The following is a 23039-nucleotide window of genomic DNA, read 5'->3' on the forward strand; positions in this document are numbered from 1 at the left end:
TCTCATATGATGAGACAGGCGCTTTTTATTGCATAAGTTTTATTAATAAAACTATTTGCTGCTTACTTTTGTCAGTACTTCTTCCCGGCTTAGCATTTGTTTTTCTGCTTCACGGCGATTGACGTATTCGTACTTGCCTTCAGCCAAGTTACGGTCTGAAACCACGATACGATGCGGAATACCAATCAATTCTAGATCAGCAAACTTAACGCCTGGACGCTCGTTACGATCATCTAGCAATACGTTAATGCCTTGAGCTTTGAGTTCTTCATACAGAGCTGTAGCAGTCTGCATGACGGTCTCTTCTTTTGACTTCATCGGTATGATGGCGACTTCAAAAGGTGCAATCGAATCATTAACCGTCGGCGTTTGTGGCCACATAATGCCGTTTTCGTCGTTGTTCTGCTCGATGGCAGCAGCGATAATACGGCTAACACCAATACCATAGCAACCCATCATTAGGGTCACAGGCTTACCATCTTCACCAGATACGGTAGCATTTAATGCTTGCGAGTACTTATCACCCAACTGGAAGATATGACCGACTTCGATACCGCGTTTGATTTTTAGCGTACCTTTACCATCAGGAGAGGGATCGCCCTCTTGCACATTGCGCACATCAACGACGCGAGTAATGCTCGCATCACGTGCCCAGTTCATACCAATGGTGTGTTTATTGACTTCATTGGCACCGCACACAAAGTCTGACAAAGTTGCCGCAGAACGATCAACGAATACAGGCATATCTAAATTAACACCAATATAGCCTTTATGCAGGCCAGCTGCTTTTAGCTCTTCATCAGAAGCCAATGTCAGTGGCACGTTAGCCTCTTCGATTTTTTCAGCTTTGATAGTGTTTAGCTGATGATCGCCACGTAAGACGATAGCAATCAGTTGTGGCTCATCATTTTCGGTATGACCGTGGACGATCAAGGTTTTTACGGTCGTTTCTAATGGCACACCTAGGTGCTCAGCAACCATCTTACAAGTGGTCATATTTTCCGTTAAAACGTCTTCGCGCTCCATCTTCGGCGGCTGACGCTCAGCAGTGCTCACCGATTCGGCCAGTTCAACGTTGGCTGCATAGTCAGAAGAATCAGAGAAGGCGATATCATCTTCACCGCTGTCTGCCAATACATGGAATTCATGAGAAGCAAAACCACCGATAGAACCAGTATCTGCTTGTACCGCACGGAAATCTAAGCCCAAACGGGTAAAGATACGCGTATAAGCATCATACATATCATGGTAAGTCTTGGCCAATGACGCTTGGTCAACGTGGAATGAGTAGGCGTCTTTCATGGTGAATTCACGTGCGCGCATCACCCCAAAACGTGGACGAATCTCATCACGGAATTTGTTCTGAATTTGAAAGAAAGTAATCGGCAGTTGCTTATAGCTACGTAGCTCGCCTTGCGCCAGATTGGTGATGACTTCTTCATGCGTCGGACCTAATACAAAATCGCGATCATGACGGTCTTTGAAGCGCAATAGCTCAGGACCATAATCGTTAAAGCGTCCGGTCGTTTGCCAAAGCTCGGCAGGCTGGGTCATGGGCATAAGCACTTCTTGAGCACCAACCTCTTGCATCTCTTCACGAACAATGCGTTCGACTTTTTGTAAGACACGCAGCCCCATGGGCAACCAAATATATAACCCAGAAGCAATTTTACGAATAAGACCGGCACGCACCATCAATTGGCTTGAGGCGATATCGGCATCACTTGGGGTTTCTTTTAGAGTGGCAAATAAAAATTGACTGGCTTTCATAAATAAAGCATAACCTTATCAACGATAAAATAAATAAGAAATAGTAGGATATTGAGCGTGTGCTTTGATGGCCGACGCAAGCTTACCTTTTATCACTTGGTAATAGTCTAGGACATGCCTAGCTAAAAAGTACTGCGACAAACAGTACATGAGTAGAAAGTGCATTCATAAAACGCTTTGCAAAAAGGCTGAAACTTTTCATTTTGCATTACAACGTTTATGTTGGCAGCGTCATATTTTAAGCATAAAAACCAGAAAAATAGATGTACGCCAACATTTTGCTTATACAATCTGACTATGTTAGGTAAAGTTAGCCTAAGACGCAATGACTTTTTGTTTTTTCAGACAGAACCCGACTTAAAGAAGCAAATGAGGTCACTATAACTCGATTATTTACCAGTTTTAAGCGTATTTATAGTAAATGGAGGCGCGATTTTAGAAAAGGATAACGCTAGTCATTATGTAGCGTATTGGTAGTTATTACTTGAAGTTGCTACTCAAAAATAGCATTAATTCTATTAGTGCATGATTTTTCGTGTAGCTCCAATCTTTGAACGTTGAACAGACTCTAGGGCGTGTCCTCATTTAAAAAATGGTGATCAAAATGAGATGAATTGCCGTCAAACAAGGAAAGTAGCGCAAATAATATCAAGATATTGATAAGCTATTTGACGATGTTTGGCAAAATTTAGTCATTTTTAGCCCATTTAAAAGATATTCGATTGAATTGAGGACACGTCCTAATATGTAGTTATAAAAATAAACGATAAAACTATGAAGGTGCATATATGAACCGTCCTGACAATCGCTCTCCTCTTGATAATAGTGCGACTAAGCCACAAGTGAAAAAACCCGTCGCGATGATGTCGTGGTTAGTACTACTCATTGGTCTTGCCGCACTCGTTTTTGCGATTTATAGCGTGCAAAATATGACCAAAGAGGAACCGATAGAAACCATTACTCGTGAAGGCGTTGTCACACAAATCCAAAAGCTAAATCGTTTGGAAACGGTGGCGTTCAGTGTCGATACCGTCATTACTAGCCAGCGCCCTGGCAGTTGGATGAAGCTGTGGCAAGACGAGCAAAAGGGTTTGTTTATCGCACGTGGGCGTGTAGAGGCGGGGATTGATTTAAGTGCAATAACCCCTGAGATGGTACAAGTGGTGCAGCCTGATAGTAATATGGATGAGATACAGCAAGCCGACGCTCGTACGCCAGTCCCAATGATGCCACAAATTAATATTACCTTACCACCGTCAGAGATATTTTCTGTCTATCTAGATGATATCGAGATTTATGACTGGCAGACAGGCGCTTTTGGCATGATGCAAGTCGATCCGAAAATCTTGCAACAAGCGCAAAGTATGGCAAAAAAAGAAGTGCTCGAACGTGCTTGTCGCGGTGATGTGATGAATATGGCACTAGAAAATGCGCAAACCCAACTGCAACAGCTATTTTCATTAACTGGTGCCGTCGTGACGGTAACCACGCAGGGTGCAGGGGCGTGTCAATTGCCAACCACAAGCTCGTAGGGTTGGCAGTGATTGATAAATAATTGATTTTTGGCGAACTGGGCTTTATCTTGAGCGAAAATATCTAATCAAATCGTATAAAGCCCTTTTTGATGCTTATTTTTTAAATTCAGCAATCGCCAATTGGCGAGCCGCTTTATGTTCGACCATCGGTAACGGGTAATCAATATCAGCAAACTTACCGCCCTTTGCCAGTGCTTGACGCATTTTATCTTCGCTATGCAGGATGGTGGTAGGAATGGCTTTTAGCTCAGGCAGCCACGTCTTGATAAATTCGGCATCGGTATCGTGGGTTTTGGCTTGGCTAAAAGGGTTCATGATACGGAAGTAAGGCGCAGAGTCGGTGCCAGTCGACGCGCTCCATTGCCAACCGCCATTATTGGACGCAAAGTCACCATCTATAAGCTGCTGCATAAAATAACGCTCACCCAAGCGCCAATCAATCAATAAATCCTTAGTCAAAAACATTGCCGTTACCATGCGCAGGCGATTGTGCATAAAGCCTGTTGTATTCAGGCAGCGCATTGCTGCATCTACTAACGGCACGCCAGTTTTACCAGTACACCACGATTTGAAATTATCTTCATCGTATGACCAACTAACTTTGGTGTCTGTCTCTTCTTTATAAGCCTTATGATGAATCAGCTCGGGCTTATAGTCTAAAACATGACGATAAAAATCTCGCCAAGCCAGCTCACTTATCCAGCGGTTAATATCGTTGTTATCGCTATCATTACCATGTAATTTTTCTAACGCCTTGTCTAATTGTAGGGTGGCTTGCAAATAGCACAGTCTAGGGCTGATAGTCCCTATAGTGAGGTAGGCGGATAGCTGACTGGTCGCGTGTAAGCTTGGCACATCGCGACTCATATCGTAGTTATCAATATCATCAGTGATGAAATCCTCTAAACGCTGGCAAGCAGCATCTTCGCCAGCAGGGTAGGCTGCCCGAGCGTGCTCAAGCTGAGTGTCTATATTTATGTGTTCTAATAAGCCAGTATTTTGCAGTGTCTTTTGATAATCTTCGACTACTTCTTTACTTAACCTTTCTAAGTTTTTGATAGTAGCGCTGGCGTGTGATATTTCTAGTTTGACTTTAGTATTGCCACTTATGGCGGATGCCTCATGCATTTGCATGGTGCTAACGTCCAAGGTATGCCGCCATTTTTTATAAAATGGGGTAAACACCTGATACATGCTGTCATCGTTCGTGGTGATGGTTTGTGGTGGTAAGATACATTGATCATGCCAGCGGACAAATTCTATATCATTGTTCGCCAGTTGCTTGGTTAGTTGTTGATCGCGCTTAATCTCATTGCCTTCATACTCGTGATTGGCCATGACAGTGCTGATCTGGTTCGCGCTACAGATACCTAGCAGTGCCTCAACACAGTCAGAAAAGCTTGAGCAGACCTGTACTGTTAAGTGGATGTTTAATTGTGTTTGCAGGGATTTGGCTAGGATAGGCAAGGTGCGAGCGATGTGGTCGAGCTGTGTCAGCGACATATCATGTGCTTGCCATTGTTCAGGCGTCACGAAGTAAATAGCGCTTACGGAGGCGTTATCCGCATTTGCCTGCTCGCAAAGCGCTGCCAATGCGGTATTATCATGAACTCGCAGGTCACGACGAAACCACATTAAATAATGCGGTGGATTTACGCTAGTGGCATCGTCATTATTGTTGACGTTGCTCGTTTCAGTGCTATCGGTACCATCAGTGTGATGAGACGTTTCCGCCGCCGTTTTAGACATTCAACTATTCCTCTATTAATCAATCGCAATCATAAACAAAACTGGTAATAAAAGTATGCTAGGATAAGTTTTTGGATGCAATGGATTTACCATTCAATTAACAAATCCTCATATTTACGCTTTAGCGTTGGCAATTGACGTTTACCTTCTGTCAAGTTAGCCAAGACAGTCTAATAATGTCGTACTGAGTGTTATATCTAAGGTCACATCATGCACGTTAAGTTTTGCGGGTTTACCCAGCCTAATGATATTAAAACTGCCGCCCAGTTGGGTGTTGATGCGGTTGGCTTGGTATTTTATCCGCCCAGTCCACGCGCTGTCACTATCGAGCAGGCGCAGTCGTTAAGTGCTTCTTTGCCAGCGTTTATAAGTATAGTGGCTCTAGTGGTGAATATGCCGCGCGCAGAGCTGACAGAATTAGCGAACCGAGTCTCTTTTGATATCATTCAATTTCATGGGGATGAAACACCGGAGCAATGTGCGCAGTTGGCCAGTGCGGTCAATAAACGCTGGATAAAAGCACTGCGTATCAATGCTGAACAACACACTGCTGCTAGCGTAAGCGCCGAGATTAATGCGTTTGCCGCCGCTGGCGCGAACAGTATCTTATTGGATGCTTACCATCCTCATAAATATGGTGGCACAGGGGCACGCTTCGATTGGAGTCTGTTACCGCAAAACAGCTCGCTACCCATTATTTTAGCGGGCGGGCTTGATGCCGATAATGTCGCTGCCACTTTAGATTTGCCTATTTATGCGGTCGATGTCAGTGGTGGGATTGAGTCTGACAAAGGCAAAAAAGACGCTGCCAAAATGCGTGCCTTTATGAAAGCGGTAAAACGCGACCGATGGCAAAATGAGACGCTTGGCGAACCTTCGAATATCGGTAACTAGTTTTTTAGCCGTGTAGTTTTTATCCGTTAAATGGCTAATTACTTGAAAATTTTTCCCCTTATTTATCTTAAAAAATACCACTTATTATAGTAGGAATTATCATGAGTCATGTCGCTAACAAAGATGTATCGGCTACTGCCAACGCTATCAATACCTTTACCAATCCTGAAAACGTACAGGACTTTAACCAATATCCTGATGCCCGTGGACATTTTGGTGTCCATGGTGGTCGCTTTGTCTCTGAAACCTTGATGGCAGCACTAGAAGAGCTAGAAACGTTATATAACACAGTAAAAAAAGACCCTGCATTTTGGGAAGAGTATCACAATGATTTGGTCAACTATGTCGGCCGCCCAACGCCTTTATATCATGCTAAGCGTCTCAGTGATGAGATAGGCGGTGCGCAGATTTATTTTAAACGTGAAGACTTAAACCATACAGGCGCGCACAAAGTGAACAACACCATTGGACAAGCATTGCTTGCCAAAATGTGTGGTAAAAAACGCATTATTGCTGAGACTGGTGCAGGGCAACATGGTGTCGCGACTGCAACAATTGCCGCGCGTTTAGGGCTTGAGTGTATCGTTTATATGGGCGCGGACGATGTCGAGCGTCAAAAGATGAATGTTTATCGTATGCGCTTACTTGGTGCAACGGTCGTACCAGTGACTTCTGGCTCACGTACCCTTAAAGACGCGATGAATGAAGCGATGCGAGATTGGGTTACCAATGTGGATAGCACGTATTACATCATTGGGACAGTTGCTGGTCCGCATCCTTATCCTCTCTTAGTACGCGATTTCCAAGCGATTATTGGTAAAGAAGCACGTATCCAGCATTTAGAAAAAACGGGTAAATTACCAGATGCCTTGGTCGCTTGCGTTGGCGGTGGCTCGAATGCTATTGGTCTATTCTTTGACTTCTTAAATGATACTGAAGTCAAAATGTATGGCGTTGAAGCAACGGGTGACGGTATCGAAACAGGTCGCCATTCAGCGCCACTGGCTGCTGGTCGTATTGGTGTGTTACACGGTAACCGTACCTACTTGATGGCCGATGATGAAGGTCAAATTCAAGAAACGCATTCTATTTCAGCTGGACTTGATTATCCTGGCGTTGGTCCTGAGCATAGTTTCTTAAAAGACATGAAGCGTGTTGAATACGTTGGTTGTACTGACAAAGAATCGTTAGAAGGCTTTCATGAAGTCACGCGTAAAGAAGGCATCATCCCTGCACTCGAATCTGCTCATGCGGTCGCTTATGCACTGAAGCTCGCTAAGACAATGACGCCTGATCAAACCATTATCGTCAATATGTCAGGTCGCGGCGATAAAGATTTGCATTCAGTGATGAAGGCAGAAGGGATTGAGCTTTAGGGATTTAAATATGGAAAGTTTGTTTAAAGGTTACTATCAACCAAATCCTGCTCAATTTAAGGAACTATGGGAAGAAGGTACATTTGTATTTGATACTAATGTCCTTCTCGGTTTATATCGTTACAAAGTAGAGTCGAGAGATGAAATCCTAAATGTTATCAGACAAATAGAAGATAGGATTTGGATACCTTATCAAGTAGGTTTAGAGTTTCATAAAAATAGATTGACTGTATTGGGTGAGCAGAACTCAAGTTTATCAACGATTAAGAACTCTATTAGAGACTCTATAAGTAGCATTGAGAAAAAATGCAAAGATTTAGACTTAGACAAGAGACACAGTGAGATTGAAACCTCAACTTTCATTGAAAGATTTAGAGAGTTGTCTGAGAGTGTTATCAACGAGCTAAATCAGATTAAAGCTAAAAAATTATCTAATGATATCGATGAGGATGTGATTCTCACTGAATTAACAAAATTATTTAGTATTAAAAAGGGGAGTTTAGGTTTACCTCCTAAAGACCAAAAGGTCTTAGAAGATATATATAAGGATGGAGAGTTTAGAGCGAAGAATAAGATACCACCAAGTTTCGAAGATATCTTAGAGGCTCAAAAGAACAAGAGCGGTGAAGATTATTATTCTTTTGAGGGACTAAACTATAAGAAAGGTTTTGGTGATCTTATCGTTTGGAAACAGATTATTGAGTTTGCCCGCGAAAACCAGAAAAAAAATATTATCTTTGTTACTGATGATACGAAAGTAGACTGGATGCGAATTATAAACTTAAATGGCAAAAAGACGATAGGTGCTAGACCAGAGTTGGTATCCGAAATATTTAAAGAAGCAGGCGTTGAAAATTTCTATATCTACCACACTAAAAGTTTCTTAGACTATTCTAAAGAATACCTTAAAACAGATATTCAAGATGAAACTATCGAAGATGTGAAGAATAACTATCTAAGCTTCCTTTTTGAAAAAGATAAGAGTTCATTTGTCATCAATGATGAGATGAAAGTTAAAATCTGGTTAGATAGAGTTTATTCTCTCGTTAAAGAAACAGAGTCTCAAGGACGTAATATTAGGTATGATTATTTAGCATTACAAGGTCTAGGTGGTTTAATTCCCGTATATGTGAAATTCACTAATAATTTCACATATGAAGTATTGGACTCTGCCTTATCCGACATTAGATTATCATCAACAAGTGAAAGAAGTTTTAGAAAACATCATATTGTATTGATTGATAAAGAGATTAGTGTAACGTTACCAGATAAAGTTCTAATGAATATTAATGAAAGGTTTATGAATTCAGCCTCTATTGTAAATGACTTTATTGATAGAGAAAAAGAATTGGATAATCCCAATTTAATTATCTTAGTTACGCTAGGTTATACTTCTAAAGACTCTAATAAATTTGAAAAAGTATTTGAATATCAACTTGGTACTTCAGAATGAGAATCCTATGACCAGAATTGAAAGCACTTTTGAAACCTTAAAAGCACAAAACAAAAAAGCCTTGATTCCTTATGTAATGGCAGGTGACCCCAATCCAAGCAACTTCGTTGGTTTGCTTCATGATTTGGTTAAGCATGGCGCGGATATGATTGAAGTCGGCTTGCCGTTCTCTGACCCAATGGCAGATGGCCCAACCGTCGCGTTGGCTGGCGAGCGTGCATTAGCCGCAGGTACGAGTACGCGTGATGCACTGAAAATGGTTGCAGAGTTCCGTCAGCAAGACACGCAGACGCCCATTATTTTGATGGGATACCTCAATCCTGTTGAAATCATCGGCTATGACAACTTTGTCGCGCTATGTGAGCAGTCAGGTGTCGATGGTATTTTGATGGTTGATTTGCCGCCAAGCGAGGCGGGCAGCTTTACCCAGCATTTGACTGAACATTCGATGAATGAAATTTTCTTATTATCACCAACGACTTTGCCTGAGCGCCGTGAGCAAGTATTGACCCATTGCGGTGGTTATATTTATTATGTGTCACTAAAAGGCGTTACTGGTTCGGCAACGCTTGATACTGATGATGTTGCGACTCAAGTGCAAGCGATTAAAGCAGCGACTGATTTGCCAGTATGTGTGGGTTTTGGTATTCGCGATGCAACGTCTGCCAAAGCGATTGGAGCGCATGCCGATGGTATTATCGTCGGTAGTGCCTTAGTTCAAAATTTTGCTGACATAGATGCAAATGATAGCACTGCGGTTGCCGCCGCTCAGCAAAAAATCATGGCAAAAATGGATGAGCTACGCGGTGCACTTGATAGTTTAAGTGTCTGAGTTAAATAAAGTTAAATTATCGTCACTTAAATCGTCATGGCAATACGAATAACAATGTTTATAAAGACAAGGTTAAATGACTTTGCTAAAGTTAGTTTACGTGTGTAAACTAACATCACATATAAATTGTTACAGTTTCACGTAAGCGTGCCTTATAACTGCTAAAGTTATGGGGATATGTGACGATTAAACTGATTCTTATAAATGGATTCTTAGGGACAAGCGAATGAGCCGGCTTGTCGATAAGCCTTTGATAATGGCGAATAATATGACTGATACGATAACAAAACCTGATATGACAACTCTGAACCATACTGAAAAAAGCAATGCTGAGCCAAACGGTAATACTGCTGGGCAATCGTGGTTTAATCGCCCGATACCGGGTATTAAGCAGCAACTGACCGCACCTTTAACGGCAGTAGAGACTGAACCGTCAACGAAATGTAGCAGCTGCCACTCGATGATTACCAATACAGCGCTGATTTTTAACTGCTATGTTTGCCCGCATTGTGATCATCATTTACCGATGAGTGCTCGTGAGCGCTTAAACTGGTTGCTCGATCAAGTAGAAGGTGAGCTAGGACAACAGTTTACTGCCAAAGATCCGCTAAGCTTTGTGGATAGTAAGCCGTATCCGCAGCGTATGACAGAAGCACAAGATAAGACAGGCGAGTCTGAGGCGCTGATTGTGCTGTATGGCAAGCTGCGCAATCTTGATGTGGTTGCTTGTGCCTTTGACTTCCGCTTTATGGGCGGTTCTATGGGTTCTGTCGTTGGTGACCGTTTTGTCCAAGCGGCTGAAAAAGCGCTTGAAGATAAAGTACCTCTAGTATGCTTTGCCGCCTCTGGTGGAGCGCGTATGCAAGAAGGTTTGCTGTCTTTGATGCAGATGGCTCGTACTGCCGCAGCAATTGAGCGTTTGAGAATTGCTGGCGTGCCGTATATCGTGATATTGACCAATCCTGTCTATGGTGGTGTGACTGCATCACTCGCTATGTTAGGTGATATTCATTTAGCAGAACCAAAAGCGATGATTGGTTTTGCTGGAAAACGGGTCATTGAACAAACAGTTCGTGAAACGCTAGAAGAGCCGTTCCAGCGTGCCGAGTTCTTATTAGAGCATGGTGTGGTCGATGAAGTGGTACATCGTCATCAAATGATTGATACCATTTATCGTTTGCTGGCAAAGTTAAGTCACATGCCTAATGTTGATGCTTAACTTGCTCAGCGGCTTGACTAACGGATAATTGAGTCTAACACTGCATATTCTGTAGCAGAATGCTAAATTTTGCTGACAGAGTAAAACCAATCAATAGCATTTATCGTCAATAGCGGTAAATGCTATTTTTGCTTTTTGAGCAGGTAGTTATATACTGTCCCTACTTTCTTAATGAATGCTTTCTAATCCTCTATTTTTTATTCGAAAAATTATATATAGGTTCTGTCCATGTCCGACTCTCTACTTTCTAACCCTAACACTCCCAACAATCACTCTAGCTTGACCGAATGGCTCGATTATATGCAGCAGATTCATGTATCAGCAATAGATATGGGGTTGTCGCGAGTTTTGCCAGTTGCTGAGGCGTTAGGCGTGGTACAGTCAGCCAAAGATGATGCTTATGTATTCACGGTGGCGGGCACCAATGGTAAAGGCTCAACGACGGCTGTCATCGCCCAGATGTGTGAAGCAGCAGGGTATAAGACGGCTCTGTATCAATCACCGCATCTAAGTGTATTTAACGAGCGCGTGCGTATCAATGGCGAGATGGTCAGTGATGAGACGTTAATTGATGCCTTTAGCAAGGTAGAAGCAGCGCGATTAGCGTGTGAGCTGACCTTGTCATTTTTTGAGATGACCACACTTGCTGCATTATTAATATTTGCCGAAGCGGACTGCGATGTTTGGGTGTTGGAAGTCGGGCTGGGTGGGCGCTTAGATGTGGTCAATATCATCGATCCTGATATGGCAGTGATTACCAATATCGCTATCGATCATGTCGATTGGCTGGGTGACAATGTCGAAGATATTGGGCGTGAGAAAGCAGGTATCTTACGTGATGGTATCAGCTTGATTTATGGCGCTACTGTGATGCCAGTCAGTGTGCAGCAAGCCATTGATAAGCATCAGGCGACCTGTTATCGAGTTGGGCAAGATTTTGATTATCGTGAAGTGGATGCAAGCGCTTGGCAATACAGCAATGCCGCGGTCACCATGCAGTTACCACGCCCAGCATTGTCATTGACCAATACTGCCAATGCGTTATCAGCAGTGCTTGCAAGTTCGTTAAATGTCGATAGCACTGCTATTGAGCAAGCATTACAAGCGGTAAAGCTCGCCGGTCGCTTCGATTATCGCAAGATGCATAATCGCCATTGGCTGTTTGATGTCGCGCATAACGAGCAAGGCGTTGAGTTTTTATTGGCGCAATTATTACCGCTTTGGCAGCAGCATTTAGCCAATCAAAGCAGTAGTCAAAACAGCAGCCAAAAAAATCAAGCTCACAGCAAACCTGCCAGCATTAAAATGCTGTTTTCTATGTTGGGCGATAAAGATATCAATAAAGTCGTGCAGCGTTTGACCGAAGCGGGATTACCGATTAGCGATTGGTTTGTCGCTGAGATTGATTATCCACGCGCAGCGAGCACTGAGCACTTGCAAGGTATCTTATCAAGCTATGTCGATGATGCTCAAATACACGATTTTGCTAGATTGAAAGATGCGACGCAGGCCGTGATAAATGCCAGTCAGCCGCAAGACCTCATCGTGGTATGTGGCTCCTTTCATACGATCGGCGAGGCACTAGCAGCACTTGTAGCTGATAATTTAAATTAAAATCATGCTTATTTAATGTTAATCTTAGCAGTAGCATGATGGCAGACAGTATGAAAAATATGCTTTATAATCAAAGTGATTTAGCATACTGCAATACAATGTTATAAAAAGCTCGACATAACTTTTAAAAATGGATGGACGCAACTGGTGGCACTGGCACCTATCAAAGCTATTAGGTCTATCTAAACATAGTTTTGAGATGACAGTTTTTGAACAAGAGTTGCGCCGCTCAATCAACCTTATTACCAACTAAGAGACGTAAACGGATGAATTTTTCGAGACAAGCCTTATTGGGCATTGGGATGATTATCGGCGGTAGCGTGATGCTATACGCCATGGTGCAACAGATTGGTGATAGTAATGAAGCACAACCAGCGTCAGCAATGGTAGATAAGCCAAGCCCTGAGCAAGAGTCTCCTCAGCCACTGACGACGGATATCGAGACTGAAAAACGTATCTTGGCACAAAAACAAAAAGAGCGCGCTGCTCGTGTTGCTGAACAAGAAAAACGTGCCCAGCAGTTCTTAACCGAACAAGAAGCCGCTGAAGCGGAAGCATTGGCAAAAGCCCGTGCAGAAAGTCAGCAGTATATGGACAGTAGCGCACCAGCTGTTGAAGAGAGTGATAAATCCGACGCGGAAAAAAATGATGCTACAACGCCAATAAAAAAGACTAGCGCTGCTGCGTCAGCTGAAAGTGAGACAAACACTGGTGACCAGCAAAAAGCGGCCCAAGCGCAACAAGAGGCTCAAAGGCAAGCGGCGATTAAAGAGCAGGCTACCGCAAAGAAATTAGCAGAAAGTAAAAAAGAAGCGGAAGTAAAAAGACAAGCGGATGCTAAGCAACAAGCACAAGCTGCGGCTGAGAAAAAACGAGAGGCAGCAGAAGCGGCTAAAAATGAGCCACCAAAATCACCTTCTGATTATCAAGTCAAAAGAGGGGATGGATTAATTAAACTGGCGCGGCAATACAATATGCCAGTAGAAGTGTTGGCACAAGCGAATAATCTGTCACCGTCGACATCGCTACAACTGGGTCAAAACATCACCATTCCATCACGTAAGCAGGTGGAGCGTTTAGCGCGTGAAGCGGCAGCGGCTGAGCAGGCACGTGAAGACAAGCGGCAGAAAGAAGAGGCTTTAGCCAAAAAATCAGCGGATGCTAAGCGTGAAGCACAGCAGAAACTCAGCGAAGCCCGTAAAGAAGTCAAAGAAACTGACGCCAAAGGCAGCTTTGGGGTGCAAGTAGCATTGGCGAACGACCAAGCCAAAGCTGATGAATTAGCAAAGAAATTTCAATCAGCTGGCTACCAAGTTAAGACCAGCCCTACCAGTCGTGGGGTTCGCGTCATCGTCGGTCCTGAGCGAGGTAAATTAGCGGCATTAGCGTTAAAAGATAAAATCAATAGCGATCCCAAGGTCAATACGACCAGTGCTTGGGTTTTATACTGGCGCTAAAATAGTGTGAAAATCACTATAATTAGATGACTATTATTGCTAAGTAAATAGCAAGTTCTTGTGTAGATTTCATTATCTTATCTAAGTTCCATTCAAACACGACATTCATTGTCGTGTTTTTTGTTTTAATGTTTGCTGATTGGCGCAAGCTTAGCTACGATGTGCGCCGATTGCTCCTGATTTTTTCTGTATAACCTGTCAGCCTATAAGGGCTGACCTGTTGCAGTTGAGTATGTAGTTCACTTTATGGAAGTCGTCATACATATTTGGCTGCCTTAATCATGTATAAGGTAAAACCATGTCATTTGGTGTTATATTTTTAATATTAGCCGTTGGGTTTTTAGGGCTGATTACAGTACCAAAGCTGTTAGCAAAACGTCCAGTCATTGAGCCTGATCCAAAGCCTGTGCGCGGTGATGAGCTGGCCATCTGGCCCTTTGCACCGATGCCGATTATGACGGATACTGAGGTCATTTTCTTTAATAAGCTAAAAAGCGCTTTGCCGGAATATCATATTTTTGTTCAAGTTCAGCTGTCACGCATCATCGAAGCAAATAGCAGTGAGGCCTCTGAGCGTAGCTTTTGGTTCAATCGTATCTGTCGTCAAAGTGTCGATTATGTGATTGTAGATATTGATGCTCAGACCACACTGGTTGCTATCGAGCTTGATGATTGGACACACACCAGTAAAGCACGTCAAAAGGCGGATGACAAAAAAGACAAAGCCCTTGCGAGTGCTGGTATTGCTATTGTGCGCTTTCACGCTGAGCGCATGCCAAGCGCAGATATGCTCAGGTATGAGCTGATGCAAGTGATTGAAAATTATTGATGAGGTATCTTTGGTAGACAATTAAAAGTTATTAAGATAGCCGCATTTATTTTTCTTAGAATTTTTGGATGATTAGAGTGCTTCTTTGGATATAGATTATTATTATGATGAACCAGCCTTGGGGGCGGAAAACCTAAACTGGAACCCCGAGAAACCTTCGGGATATGGTCATTTGCTCGATTTGCAGCTCACGGGTCAGTTGTCTCTGCGCGGCTACGATATTCTTGAATACATGCGCTGGAAAGATATACCAAGCACTCGCTATGCTTGGTAGCTTTAGCCATGGTTAAACCACATGGCTAAAGCGTCCATGGCCATGTATTACAGTGGATATTACTAAAATTTATCATGCGTTCTGTCGTGCTGTTCAGGATAAATGACGATCGGACTATTACCTTCGAAATATAGTCCCGTCGTAGGCAGTGCGTCGTTTGACCAAGCTACCTGCGGCTGTCGTCCATCATAGCAGTCGCGCCTAGTAAACCATTCGATATAATGGGCGGCTCGTAATGCTCTTATATCAATCGTCGCAAGACTAGTCATGTCATTGCTATCACACCATTTATGTATAGGAAAGCTTGGTGCTAACCAAGATGGATAAGTAAAATTGTGGGTATTGATTGGCAAAAAGAATCGCCCTTTTATCACGCCATAACGCTTATCAATTTTAACCTGACCATGGTTTTTAGTATCTATCCATACGGTGCGAAACTGCTTGGTTTGCATATGGGTCATTTTACGTTGTAGATTATCATTGGAGTTGATGCCAACCCAGTTCTCAGGAGCAAACGGCGCTGAGCCCATAAAAAACTTAATAGCCAGCTCCCAATGCTCGACCAGATTTTCTCCATGATTATATAAAATTAAATCCAGCTCACCAGTCGTCTGCTTGCCATTGTACAGCTGCACATTATTCGCTAGGGTCTCATACGGATGTAGCTTGCGCGCAAACCCATCTTCTAACCAAAACGATAGCAATCCTTCAAAATGAAATCCTAATCGATTGGGACTAGGACGCTTGAGTAAATAGCGAGTCAGCGCCTGATAAGCATTGGTGCTATCTAGCTCTTCCAAACGCTGCTGATACGCCTCAAACTGCTGTTGCCAAAAGTGCGCACTATGTACCGATATGGTATGTGTATTCTGGTGTGGCGCAAAGTCTAGCCACTGCGTCAAGACGTTAGGACACGCCAGTACATAAGCCAAATCACGGACATAGGGTCGGTGGTAACGCTCCCAAGGTGCATCGTGTATAAAGCGCGTGGAGGCGGGATGAGCGATAGGCTCGGACATAGGATAAACCAGTGTAAAGGTGTAGCACTTACCCTAACGGCTCGTTTTATAAAAGTCTATAGATGACAAGTATCCGCTAGGACGTTGCTCAGTTTTTAGACTTTAAAACATGATATTAATGTGATGGATATGAATGTTGATATCAGGCGACGATAGCAAGTAAGGTAATAGGATACTGAGTATCGTTTTAAGTATCGGAAGTTGCCATTTAGGCTGATATTGAGATGGCTTTTGTTTCAGGTTAGTTGGGATGTGACTTTTCTGTTTCATGTGTCTAGCTCCATAATTTGCCGTAACTTAATTGTTGCGGCTTATGGATATCTTAATAGCAAGGAGGTAGGGACTCGTAAGTGGCTAAAGCTAAAATAAATCAGTCCCTTAGCAGCCCCTATCTATTGCTAGGTCTTATAAATCAATCCTCTTTGGCTGTTGTAATCGCAAGCACAGCTTTAGGATTAGTTATAGTTATGATACGTTCTATAGCTTTAGCGTTTACAGTAAAATCAGGATAACTGTTTAGGTAGTTCGCTACCTGTTTACCATGTGGTAAGTGTGAGTTATTGCCATTCTTGTATAATCTATTCCATGTGTCGTGACATAAACTCATTTCGATAGAAAAAAACCTATTATCAGGGTCTAAATAGCCTTGGTTCTCTGCGGGCTCACACATTTTACTCTTAGCTAGTTCAGCCTTTAAATTATCATTTTCAGCCTTAAGGTAATCAATTATAGTTTGTTGTTCTATATCAGTGTTAATCAATCTTTTTATTTGCTCACTGTCAAAGCGTAAAAGGTCTTTTAATTCGTCTTGATTTTTATAATTCTTAAACCCACTAAAAAATATATGATTTTCATCATATGGTATTGGATCAAATGGCATTTTATCGAGATGATAGTCTTCTAATAACTCGTGTATTTTTAACATATGAGGATCGATGATGACTCCGTCATGAAAAACATCTCCTTCAAAAAAAATTGAATGACTGTGACTTCTTTTAAAAATACCTTTCAGTGGCACATATCTGAAATCGTATTTAGAATTTCCATCATTATCAATTGTTTCTAACCTAATTCTAGGACTGGTTAAGTATAAATAAGTTTCTATTTTGTTTTCAGTTTCTAATTGATATATATCATCAAGTGTATAGTCATATCCATTTTTATCTTTTAGGTATAAGAACACCTCATCAAGCGTTGAATACTTTTTCAATAATTTCACAGTTCACACCTCTATACCTTTAAATTAAAATAGCTGCAAGGTAATATCAGTCTAAAGGTGCGTGAACGGCTAGCTTTCGGTTGCTCATCGTGCCTTGCAAGACTTTTACTATTATTTGCTTAATGAATCATCATACAATTACCAGCCAAATTTAGCACAAAAAAAGCCAACCATTGAAAACAATGATTGGCTTTTCTCTTTACTACTATGTTTGGTCGGAACGGCAGGAAGTAAATATAAGTCTGTATTCTTTATTGTATAAAGGTTTTAAATTATATAGATATAAATATACCGTAAAATATACCGCATTATGAAAAAGTCACTCATGAAATAGTGACTTTTTTACTTATTCCTACTGACTAAGATTAGGCATATAAATATTGTTGATTTAATTGTAATTAATAACAAGGGGTATACCCCCTATAGAGTTTTGACCGCATGAAGATTTGCTTGGGGGCGGTGGTCTTAGCGGGGCATCATGTTTACTTTTTACTCCACCCTAGGGGGTAGGGTTTGGAATTAAATAATAATTAAATACTAACTAACCACTTATGGAAATTTGGAAAAATATTTGCTGATAAGAATTTTTCTTGCGCGTGGTATGGGGAGTGGTGTCCGCTAGGTTAGCTCGGAAAAATATTTGATATACCCCCCACTATAGTAAGCCGTGATAGCAATATATATTATCAATATGTTTTATAAGGGTTAGTTTTTTTTAGTACTTATTAATTAGCATAGTGATTTACCGATAGTTTGGTACCAGTGGCGGGGTTTGATGTGCAAGTTGTTAGTAGATGATAAATCTTGATTAGTATAGGATCGTGATTTGAAATGGTTTTAGATCACGACTTAGTAGATAGTCAGGGTTTGGTTGTTACTGCTTCTACTCAGTATCTATTCATCATTCACACATGTCCACGCATGGGTAGAACACGCTAATTTGCTAACCATTCTATCAATCGTATACAGTTAAAGAGCTACAGACTTCGCACCCCTTTGCTAAGTCATGCTAACTTTGCTAATTATTATAGTGAGTAGGTCATAGGTTAGTATGGATGTTGCCAGTAGATAATGGGTCAGGGTTCAATGTGTGGTCGGGTTTGGCGATAGGGTGTTAGGAGTTAAAGGGAAGAGCTTAACTTACCGCTTCAGACCATTCTTTTTGTTTTCTCATCCGACGGCAATCGTATCTTGCTGTCGGACGCGTGGTCGGATGTATACCGCGTATAGGTTTGTTGCTACCGGGCATAGTGTCGGAGCTGTCGGATACTTGGCACGTAGTTAGATCATAACTTGGTATGTAGGTTTTTAATAAGAGTTCTTAACTTACGGGCATGGTTTGGTTATTACTGATTCTACTTGTGGCACCTTTTCATCATTCATTCATACACGCTCACGCATGGGTAGAGCACGCTAATTTGCTAATTATTCTGTCAATCATATACAGGTAAAAGGTTACAGACTTCGCACCCCTTTGCTAAGTCATGCTAACTTTGCTAATTATCATAGTGGGTAAGTTACAGCTCAGTGTTAGGGTTTGATGTGCAGACTGTCAGGTGGTGATGGGTCATGGTTTTAGCGCATGGCAAGGGCTTTGTTATACTGTTCCTACTTAGCATTTTCCTCTAATGTCAGCTTTACCACTGAATAGCTGGTTTAGTAATTGATTGGTAGGGTTATAGTTCATATGATTATTATCTGAATCATATAAATGACTTAGAAAGACTCGCAGCAGTAAACCTTCCTACTTATTGCTTCTGAGCGCTATAACATTGATATTACCGTTGATAAGCCACTAAATAGTATTTTTGGCGAGTACGTAAGAAAACTACGTGAAGATGGACATCTTGAGTCAGCTATGAATGATCGCATATTAAAAACTAGCATTTCTGTGTTGGAAGCATTCAACGACGTATGTAATAACAGAAGCCTTGCCCGCGATAATCCAATATTAAACTATGAGGAAAGCTTACTTATTTTTAACCATGTAACCGCTTCGATACGTTTTATAAAAAAGCTAGAGGCTAGCATAAAAACTAAAGCAGCGGTCGCTCTTGATAAAACAAAAAATATCAACAATGATGATTTTAATTTCATGTAGATTATCTAAGAAAATATTCAGTTAGTACGTTTAGCTATGCTGAAGAAACCGTAGAGATAAACTTGGTAGACTCACGACTCGAAGAGGAGTTTACTATGACTAAGAAAAAGTAAAACTAGAGCACCGAATCTAGAGCATAGGTCAATCCTGGGGCGGTCTAGCTCTCTCTTATCACTCGATAGACAGTAGCTACCCCAACACCAACCGCCTTAGCGATTTCTTCTTTTGTCATATTGTTCTGACTGTCTAATTCTCTAATACGATTGTGTTTCGTTGTATTAGGCTTCTTACCGGTGGGCTTATAGCCACTGTTAGCCAATCCTTGCTTGATACGCTCTCTACGCTTGTCGTTATCAAGCTTTGCCATCGTTGCTAATAAGTCGATCAGCATATCGTTAATCACTCTTAGGATCTCACCTGTCATGCCATTACTTACTGTATGCGTGGTTGGTAGATCAGCTACCACCAATCGTAAGCCCTTATCTTTAATACGCTGCTTTAGAATCGCAAAATCATCTTGGGATAGTCTGCTTAATCTATCTACGCTTTCAACTAGTAGAATATCGTCTTGCTCAGCGTCTTTTAGCAGCTTAGCTAATGCTGGTCTATCGAGCTTCGTGCCACTGAAGTGCTCAACGTAATCAATGTAGTTACCATCATAGTTTGTACTAAAAGCCACCAAATCAGCCAATGCTCTGGTAGCGTCTTGATCCTTAGTGCTGGCTCTCACATAAATACGAACGGTCATAACGTCCTCTCTATTACTTAGACTTGATAATTAATGTTCATTGATAATAGCAAGATATTACTATCATTTAATAATAGAAACAAGTCTAATGATAGGTAGATTATCATTCAGAGGTTTTATGTTTTGGGTATAGACTAATGATAAGGGGTTGAAGTGGTTCCATTACATCAGTCTATTTTAAGTAGTTTATTGACGAGTTTAAGAGACAGAATAACCAGTCCCGTTGAGGTATAGCTTAGCCTGAAATATCTGTGTTAATTGGTGTTACGCCCTAAATCTAATTTCATAATCTCATCAAAGAGAAAGAGCATTCCCAATAAAAGCTGATCGAACTCAGAAGAGTAATCCCCATTATTAATTTTCAGCTTGGAAATGGTCTTTTCGTATTCGGTGCCTTTTCTATGCGCAACACCAGTTGATCTAACCGATTGAACTCCTCTCAGCAGACTTGATAGAGCGGATAAATTTTGAGATTCTAACCTTTCAAGGAGAATTTCCATTAATGATATAGATTTGATCGACTTGTCTGTTACTTTGAGATGATCTCGAAGTGACTTAACATTTATTGAGTCTATAGTTGCTTTTGTAAGAGCAAGTACTTGCGCATCAAATTCTGATTGCTCGTTAGTTAGCATTGATCGTATAGACTCATAAAAATGCTCATCTTTAATTGAAAGCGGTAAGAAAAGATACCACCCGTATTTTTTATTCCAATATTCCTGAATATCTCTAAATTTTTGCTTGAATCTGTGTTCTGGGTTTTCTGCGTCGTAGAAATTACCTAGGAAACTCCGCTCAAAATTTGTTCTACTTATTTTTCTTTCATCGGGTATTAAATTAAAGCTTTTCCAATAGACCTGCTCCTTGCTAGGTAGGTCCTGACCTAGATCACCTAAAAATACTGAAACATGATTTGGTGAGTTATTGTCAAATCTCAATCTCCACGCGCCTGTTCTATCTAAATACCCATCTGTAATTTTATAGTCAGAAGAACTATAGTATTTCTGCATAACCTCCTTTCGAAAAAATACAGGCGTTAAGTAATGGGGAGAATCTGGATTGGCACCGAAATAATTAGCTAACTCATCAGGGTTACAAGAATATATTTCAGGTTCATCAGTATCACCACCAATAATGAAATTCTGATACTCTTTCTCTTGCTCAAATGGCGATACGCCACACTTTTCTACTATCTCGCACCTAATTAACTTTTTTCCTACTATCCTAGCAAAAGATGTGTATCCATCCGAATAAGAGTCACCCGAATAGATCGTATATGTAAGTGACGCATTCTTTATGTCATCAGAAAAGCCCACGCTTTCATGGTAGTGCCGAGTAAGCTCAAAGTATAAGAGTAAATCCATTTGACGGGCAGCCATAAAAGAGCGCAAGTATCGCCTTCGAATTTTTACTTCATTGTGTTCGATCTTTATAACTTCAACTTCGTCGCCAACTTCGTCAAAACTAATAAATGAACCACTTTCATTGTCATGGTATAAATTATGAAAAAGGCGGAACTCTTCAAGTATTTCAATGTAATCTTCTTTCCTACCGTGAAAATCACGAACCAGAACTGGTCTCAAGAAGTCATCGTCTGGATTAGTGTAGTAAGTAGTAATTTCTTCACCATCCTCATATGACATACTAAAACCTGGCCCTCCACTACCTACCATCAAATCCCAGCCAGGCCTTTCCATTGTACGTTCTGATTTTTCTTTCTTAACAAGTGCACAATACATTGTGCCATCATGGGCTGTATTGTTGATCGGATCGCGCTTATAAACGGTGACCCAGAGTTCTTCGCCGTGCTTATTGGATAAAAAATCGATAAAGTCTTCAAAAAGGTTTTGTGACATATTTAAAAATCCTTCCTTGTTTTAAAGTAGCGTCTTATTAAGCATTTTATGGCCTCTTAGCCCAAGATGCATTTTCAAAATAGCCTAGCTCTTTTTGTATTTTATTTACTTGTTCTTCGAAATCATCATCCCATTCTGGAATGTCCACATAAACAATATCATGAGAATAACCAACTACTGATGGGCCTAGCTTATCTCTAGAAATACCAACTACAATTTTGACGTCAGGAATGCGACCTCTAACAACTAAGCACCTTAATCCTAGCTCTTGAACCCGAGCTTCTCGATCACTACTTGGCCCTAAATGGAATACAAATGCTGTGTTTTGGTATGCTAGTACTACTCTTGCAGCAATTTTTAACCCGGGTTTTTGCAAAAATTCAGAAAAGGCATCGACTAAATTTGCTCGATAATAACGGGGCTGGAGAGCCATTTGGATAAGAGCATATTGGTTATCAGTTGCCTGATTCGTACCATACTCAAATATTCCGTTTGTAAGAAGATCACTAACAAAGTGCTCTATTAATTTATCCCAAAAATAAGAGTTTTTAAATGACTTCTGCATAACTTTGTAAGCATCAGAGTTTATAAATCCTTTAAAAATTGTATCGTCAATTATTAGCAGATCAGCTTCTTCATAAGGGAACGAATAGTTGTTTAATAAATAAATTGCTAATAAATCTTCTATTCCTCCACCGTTGAAAATTATATTAGCTCTTTTTGTTAAATCCTCAACTTCGGTTAAAAAACTAACAAAATCTGTAATCGTATCCAGTAGACCAAAAATTGCTCCAAGACTGAACTCATCGCAGACGTGCACGATTCCATTTCCTAAATCACCTGACTGTGTTGGTATTTTACGCTGTGCGCCAAGTGATACAGATATACGATGCACAATTCGATTTTTCTTTATCGGCAATTCGACTTGTCGGCCATCGTGCCTAGTAAATTCAACTGATGAATTTAACCATCGTTCAGCACCCCATATTTGAGAAGCCGATTTATCTATTGCAGCCTTAATCCACCTTTTCCATCCTGCTGAACCGCCCCGACTATATCGGAGGCTGATCTACTTGAGTCAGGCAGCAATGCCT

Annotated in this window: 18 protein-coding genes; 11 read left to right on the plus strand and 7 right to left on the minus strand. The window is 41.3% G+C overall.

Annotated elements, in window-relative coordinates; all coding sequences use genetic code 11:
- Positions 1–51 precede the first annotated feature (51 nt).
- Positions 52–1770: a proline--tRNA ligase gene (locus JFC10_RS12760; protein WP_198333187.1), complete on the minus strand. Its 1719-nt coding sequence runs from the start codon at positions 1768–1770 to the stop codon at positions 52–54.
- 788 nt (positions 1771–2558) lie between these two features.
- Between JFC10_RS12760 and JFC10_RS12765 the strand changes: the two genes are divergently transcribed.
- Positions 2559–3302, plus strand: a complete 744-nt coding sequence (locus JFC10_RS12765) for a DUF4230 domain-containing protein (protein ID WP_198333188.1) — start codon at positions 2559–2561, stop codon at positions 3300–3302.
- Between the two features lie 96 nt (positions 3303–3398).
- Here JFC10_RS12765 and JFC10_RS12770 read toward each other — a convergent pair whose 3' ends face one another.
- Entirely contained in the window at positions 3399–5054 is a 1656-nt protein-coding gene (locus JFC10_RS12770) for a cryptochrome/photolyase family protein (RefSeq protein ID WP_198333189.1), read from the minus strand.
- Between the two features lie 210 nt (positions 5055–5264).
- On the opposite strand from JFC10_RS12770, the gene JFC10_RS12775 reads away from it, so the two are divergent.
- The 9 genes from JFC10_RS12775 to JFC10_RS12815 all read left to right on the plus strand — a co-directional run bounded on the left by JFC10_RS12775 (position 5265) and on the right by JFC10_RS12815 (position 15002).
- Positions 5265–5948 (plus strand): phosphoribosylanthranilate isomerase, encoded by a 684-nt coding sequence (locus JFC10_RS12775; RefSeq protein WP_198333190.1) that lies wholly within the window; start codon positions 5265–5267, stop codon positions 5946–5948.
- A gap of 101 nt (positions 5949–6049) precedes the next feature.
- The gene (trpB, locus tag JFC10_RS12780; RefSeq protein WP_227685795.1) at positions 6050–7324 is read left to right on the plus strand and encodes a tryptophan synthase subunit beta; all 1275 of its coding nucleotides are present in this window, start codon (positions 6050–6052) and stop codon (positions 7322–7324) included.
- 10 nt (positions 7325–7334) lie between these two features.
- A complete protein-coding gene (locus tag JFC10_RS12785) occupies positions 7335–8777 on the plus strand; it encodes a PIN-like domain-containing protein (protein ID WP_198333191.1) in 1443 nt (480 codons plus the stop codon).
- 7 nt (positions 8778–8784) lie between these two features.
- The gene (trpA, locus tag JFC10_RS12790; protein ID WP_193013279.1) at positions 8785–9609 is read left to right on the plus strand and encodes a tryptophan synthase subunit alpha; all 825 of its coding nucleotides are present in this window, start codon (positions 8785–8787) and stop codon (positions 9607–9609) included.
- Positions 9610–9865: 256 nt separating this feature from the next.
- Positions 9866–10828, plus strand: coding sequence for an acetyl-CoA carboxylase, carboxyltransferase subunit beta (gene accD / locus JFC10_RS12795; RefSeq protein ID WP_198333212.1), 963 nt, complete (start codon positions 9866–9868; stop codon positions 10826–10828).
- A 228-nt stretch (positions 10829–11056) separates the two neighbouring features.
- A complete protein-coding gene (folC, locus tag JFC10_RS12800) occupies positions 11057–12442 on the plus strand; it encodes a bifunctional tetrahydrofolate synthase/dihydrofolate synthase (RefSeq protein ID WP_198333192.1) in 1386 nt (461 codons plus the stop codon).
- A 266-nt stretch (positions 12443–12708) separates the two neighbouring features.
- A complete protein-coding gene (locus JFC10_RS12805; RefSeq protein WP_198333193.1) occupies positions 12709–13899 on the plus strand; it encodes an SPOR and LysM peptidoglycan-binding domain-containing protein in 1191 nt (396 codons plus the stop codon).
- A gap of 298 nt (positions 13900–14197) precedes the next feature.
- Positions 14198–14728: a DUF2726 domain-containing protein gene (locus JFC10_RS12810; protein ID WP_198333195.1), complete on the plus strand. Its 531-nt coding sequence runs from the start codon at positions 14198–14200 to the stop codon at positions 14726–14728.
- A 118-nt stretch (positions 14729–14846) separates the two neighbouring features.
- Complete coding sequence (locus JFC10_RS12815) at positions 14847–15002, plus strand: hypothetical protein (RefSeq protein ID WP_198333197.1); 156 nt, start codon at positions 14847–14849, stop codon at positions 15000–15002.
- Between the two features lie 62 nt (positions 15003–15064).
- On the opposite strand, the gene JFC10_RS12820 is transcribed toward JFC10_RS12815, so the two are convergent.
- A complete protein-coding gene (locus tag JFC10_RS12820; RefSeq protein WP_198333198.1) occupies positions 15065–16021 on the minus strand; it encodes a DUF1853 family protein in 957 nt (318 codons plus the stop codon).
- Positions 16022–16433: 412 nt separating this feature from the next.
- Positions 16434–17240 carry a hypothetical protein gene (locus JFC10_RS12825; protein WP_198333199.1) on the minus strand — a complete coding sequence of 269 codons (807 nt, stop codon included), beginning with the start codon at positions 17238–17240 and terminating at the stop codon, positions 16434–16436.
- Between the two features lie 1804 nt (positions 17241–19044).
- Between JFC10_RS12825 and JFC10_RS12830 the strand changes: the two genes are divergently transcribed.
- The gene (locus tag JFC10_RS12830) at positions 19045–19341 is read left to right on the plus strand and encodes an abortive infection family protein (RefSeq protein WP_265089973.1); all 297 of its coding nucleotides are present in this window, start codon (positions 19045–19047) and stop codon (positions 19339–19341) included.
- A gap of 157 nt (positions 19342–19498) precedes the next feature.
- Here JFC10_RS12830 and JFC10_RS12835 read toward each other — a convergent pair whose 3' ends face one another.
- The 3 genes from JFC10_RS12835 to JFC10_RS12845 form a co-directional block, all read right to left on the minus strand.
- Complete coding sequence (locus JFC10_RS12835; RefSeq protein ID WP_198333201.1) at positions 19499–20089, minus strand: recombinase family protein; 591 nt, start codon at positions 20087–20089, stop codon at positions 19499–19501.
- 254 nt (positions 20090–20343) lie between these two features.
- Positions 20344–21945 (minus strand): hypothetical protein, encoded by a 1602-nt coding sequence (locus tag JFC10_RS12840; RefSeq protein WP_198333203.1) that lies wholly within the window; start codon positions 21943–21945, stop codon positions 20344–20346.
- 46 nt (positions 21946–21991) lie between these two features.
- A complete protein-coding gene (locus tag JFC10_RS12845) occupies positions 21992–22840 on the minus strand; it encodes an HCNGP domain-containing protein (protein ID WP_198333204.1) in 849 nt (282 codons plus the stop codon).
- Positions 22841–23039 lie beyond the last annotated feature (199 nt).

The sequence above is a fragment of the Psychrobacter aquimaris genome, from assembly GCF_016107525.1.
GTDB lineage: Bacteria > Pseudomonadota > Gammaproteobacteria > Pseudomonadales > Moraxellaceae > Psychrobacter > Psychrobacter aquimaris.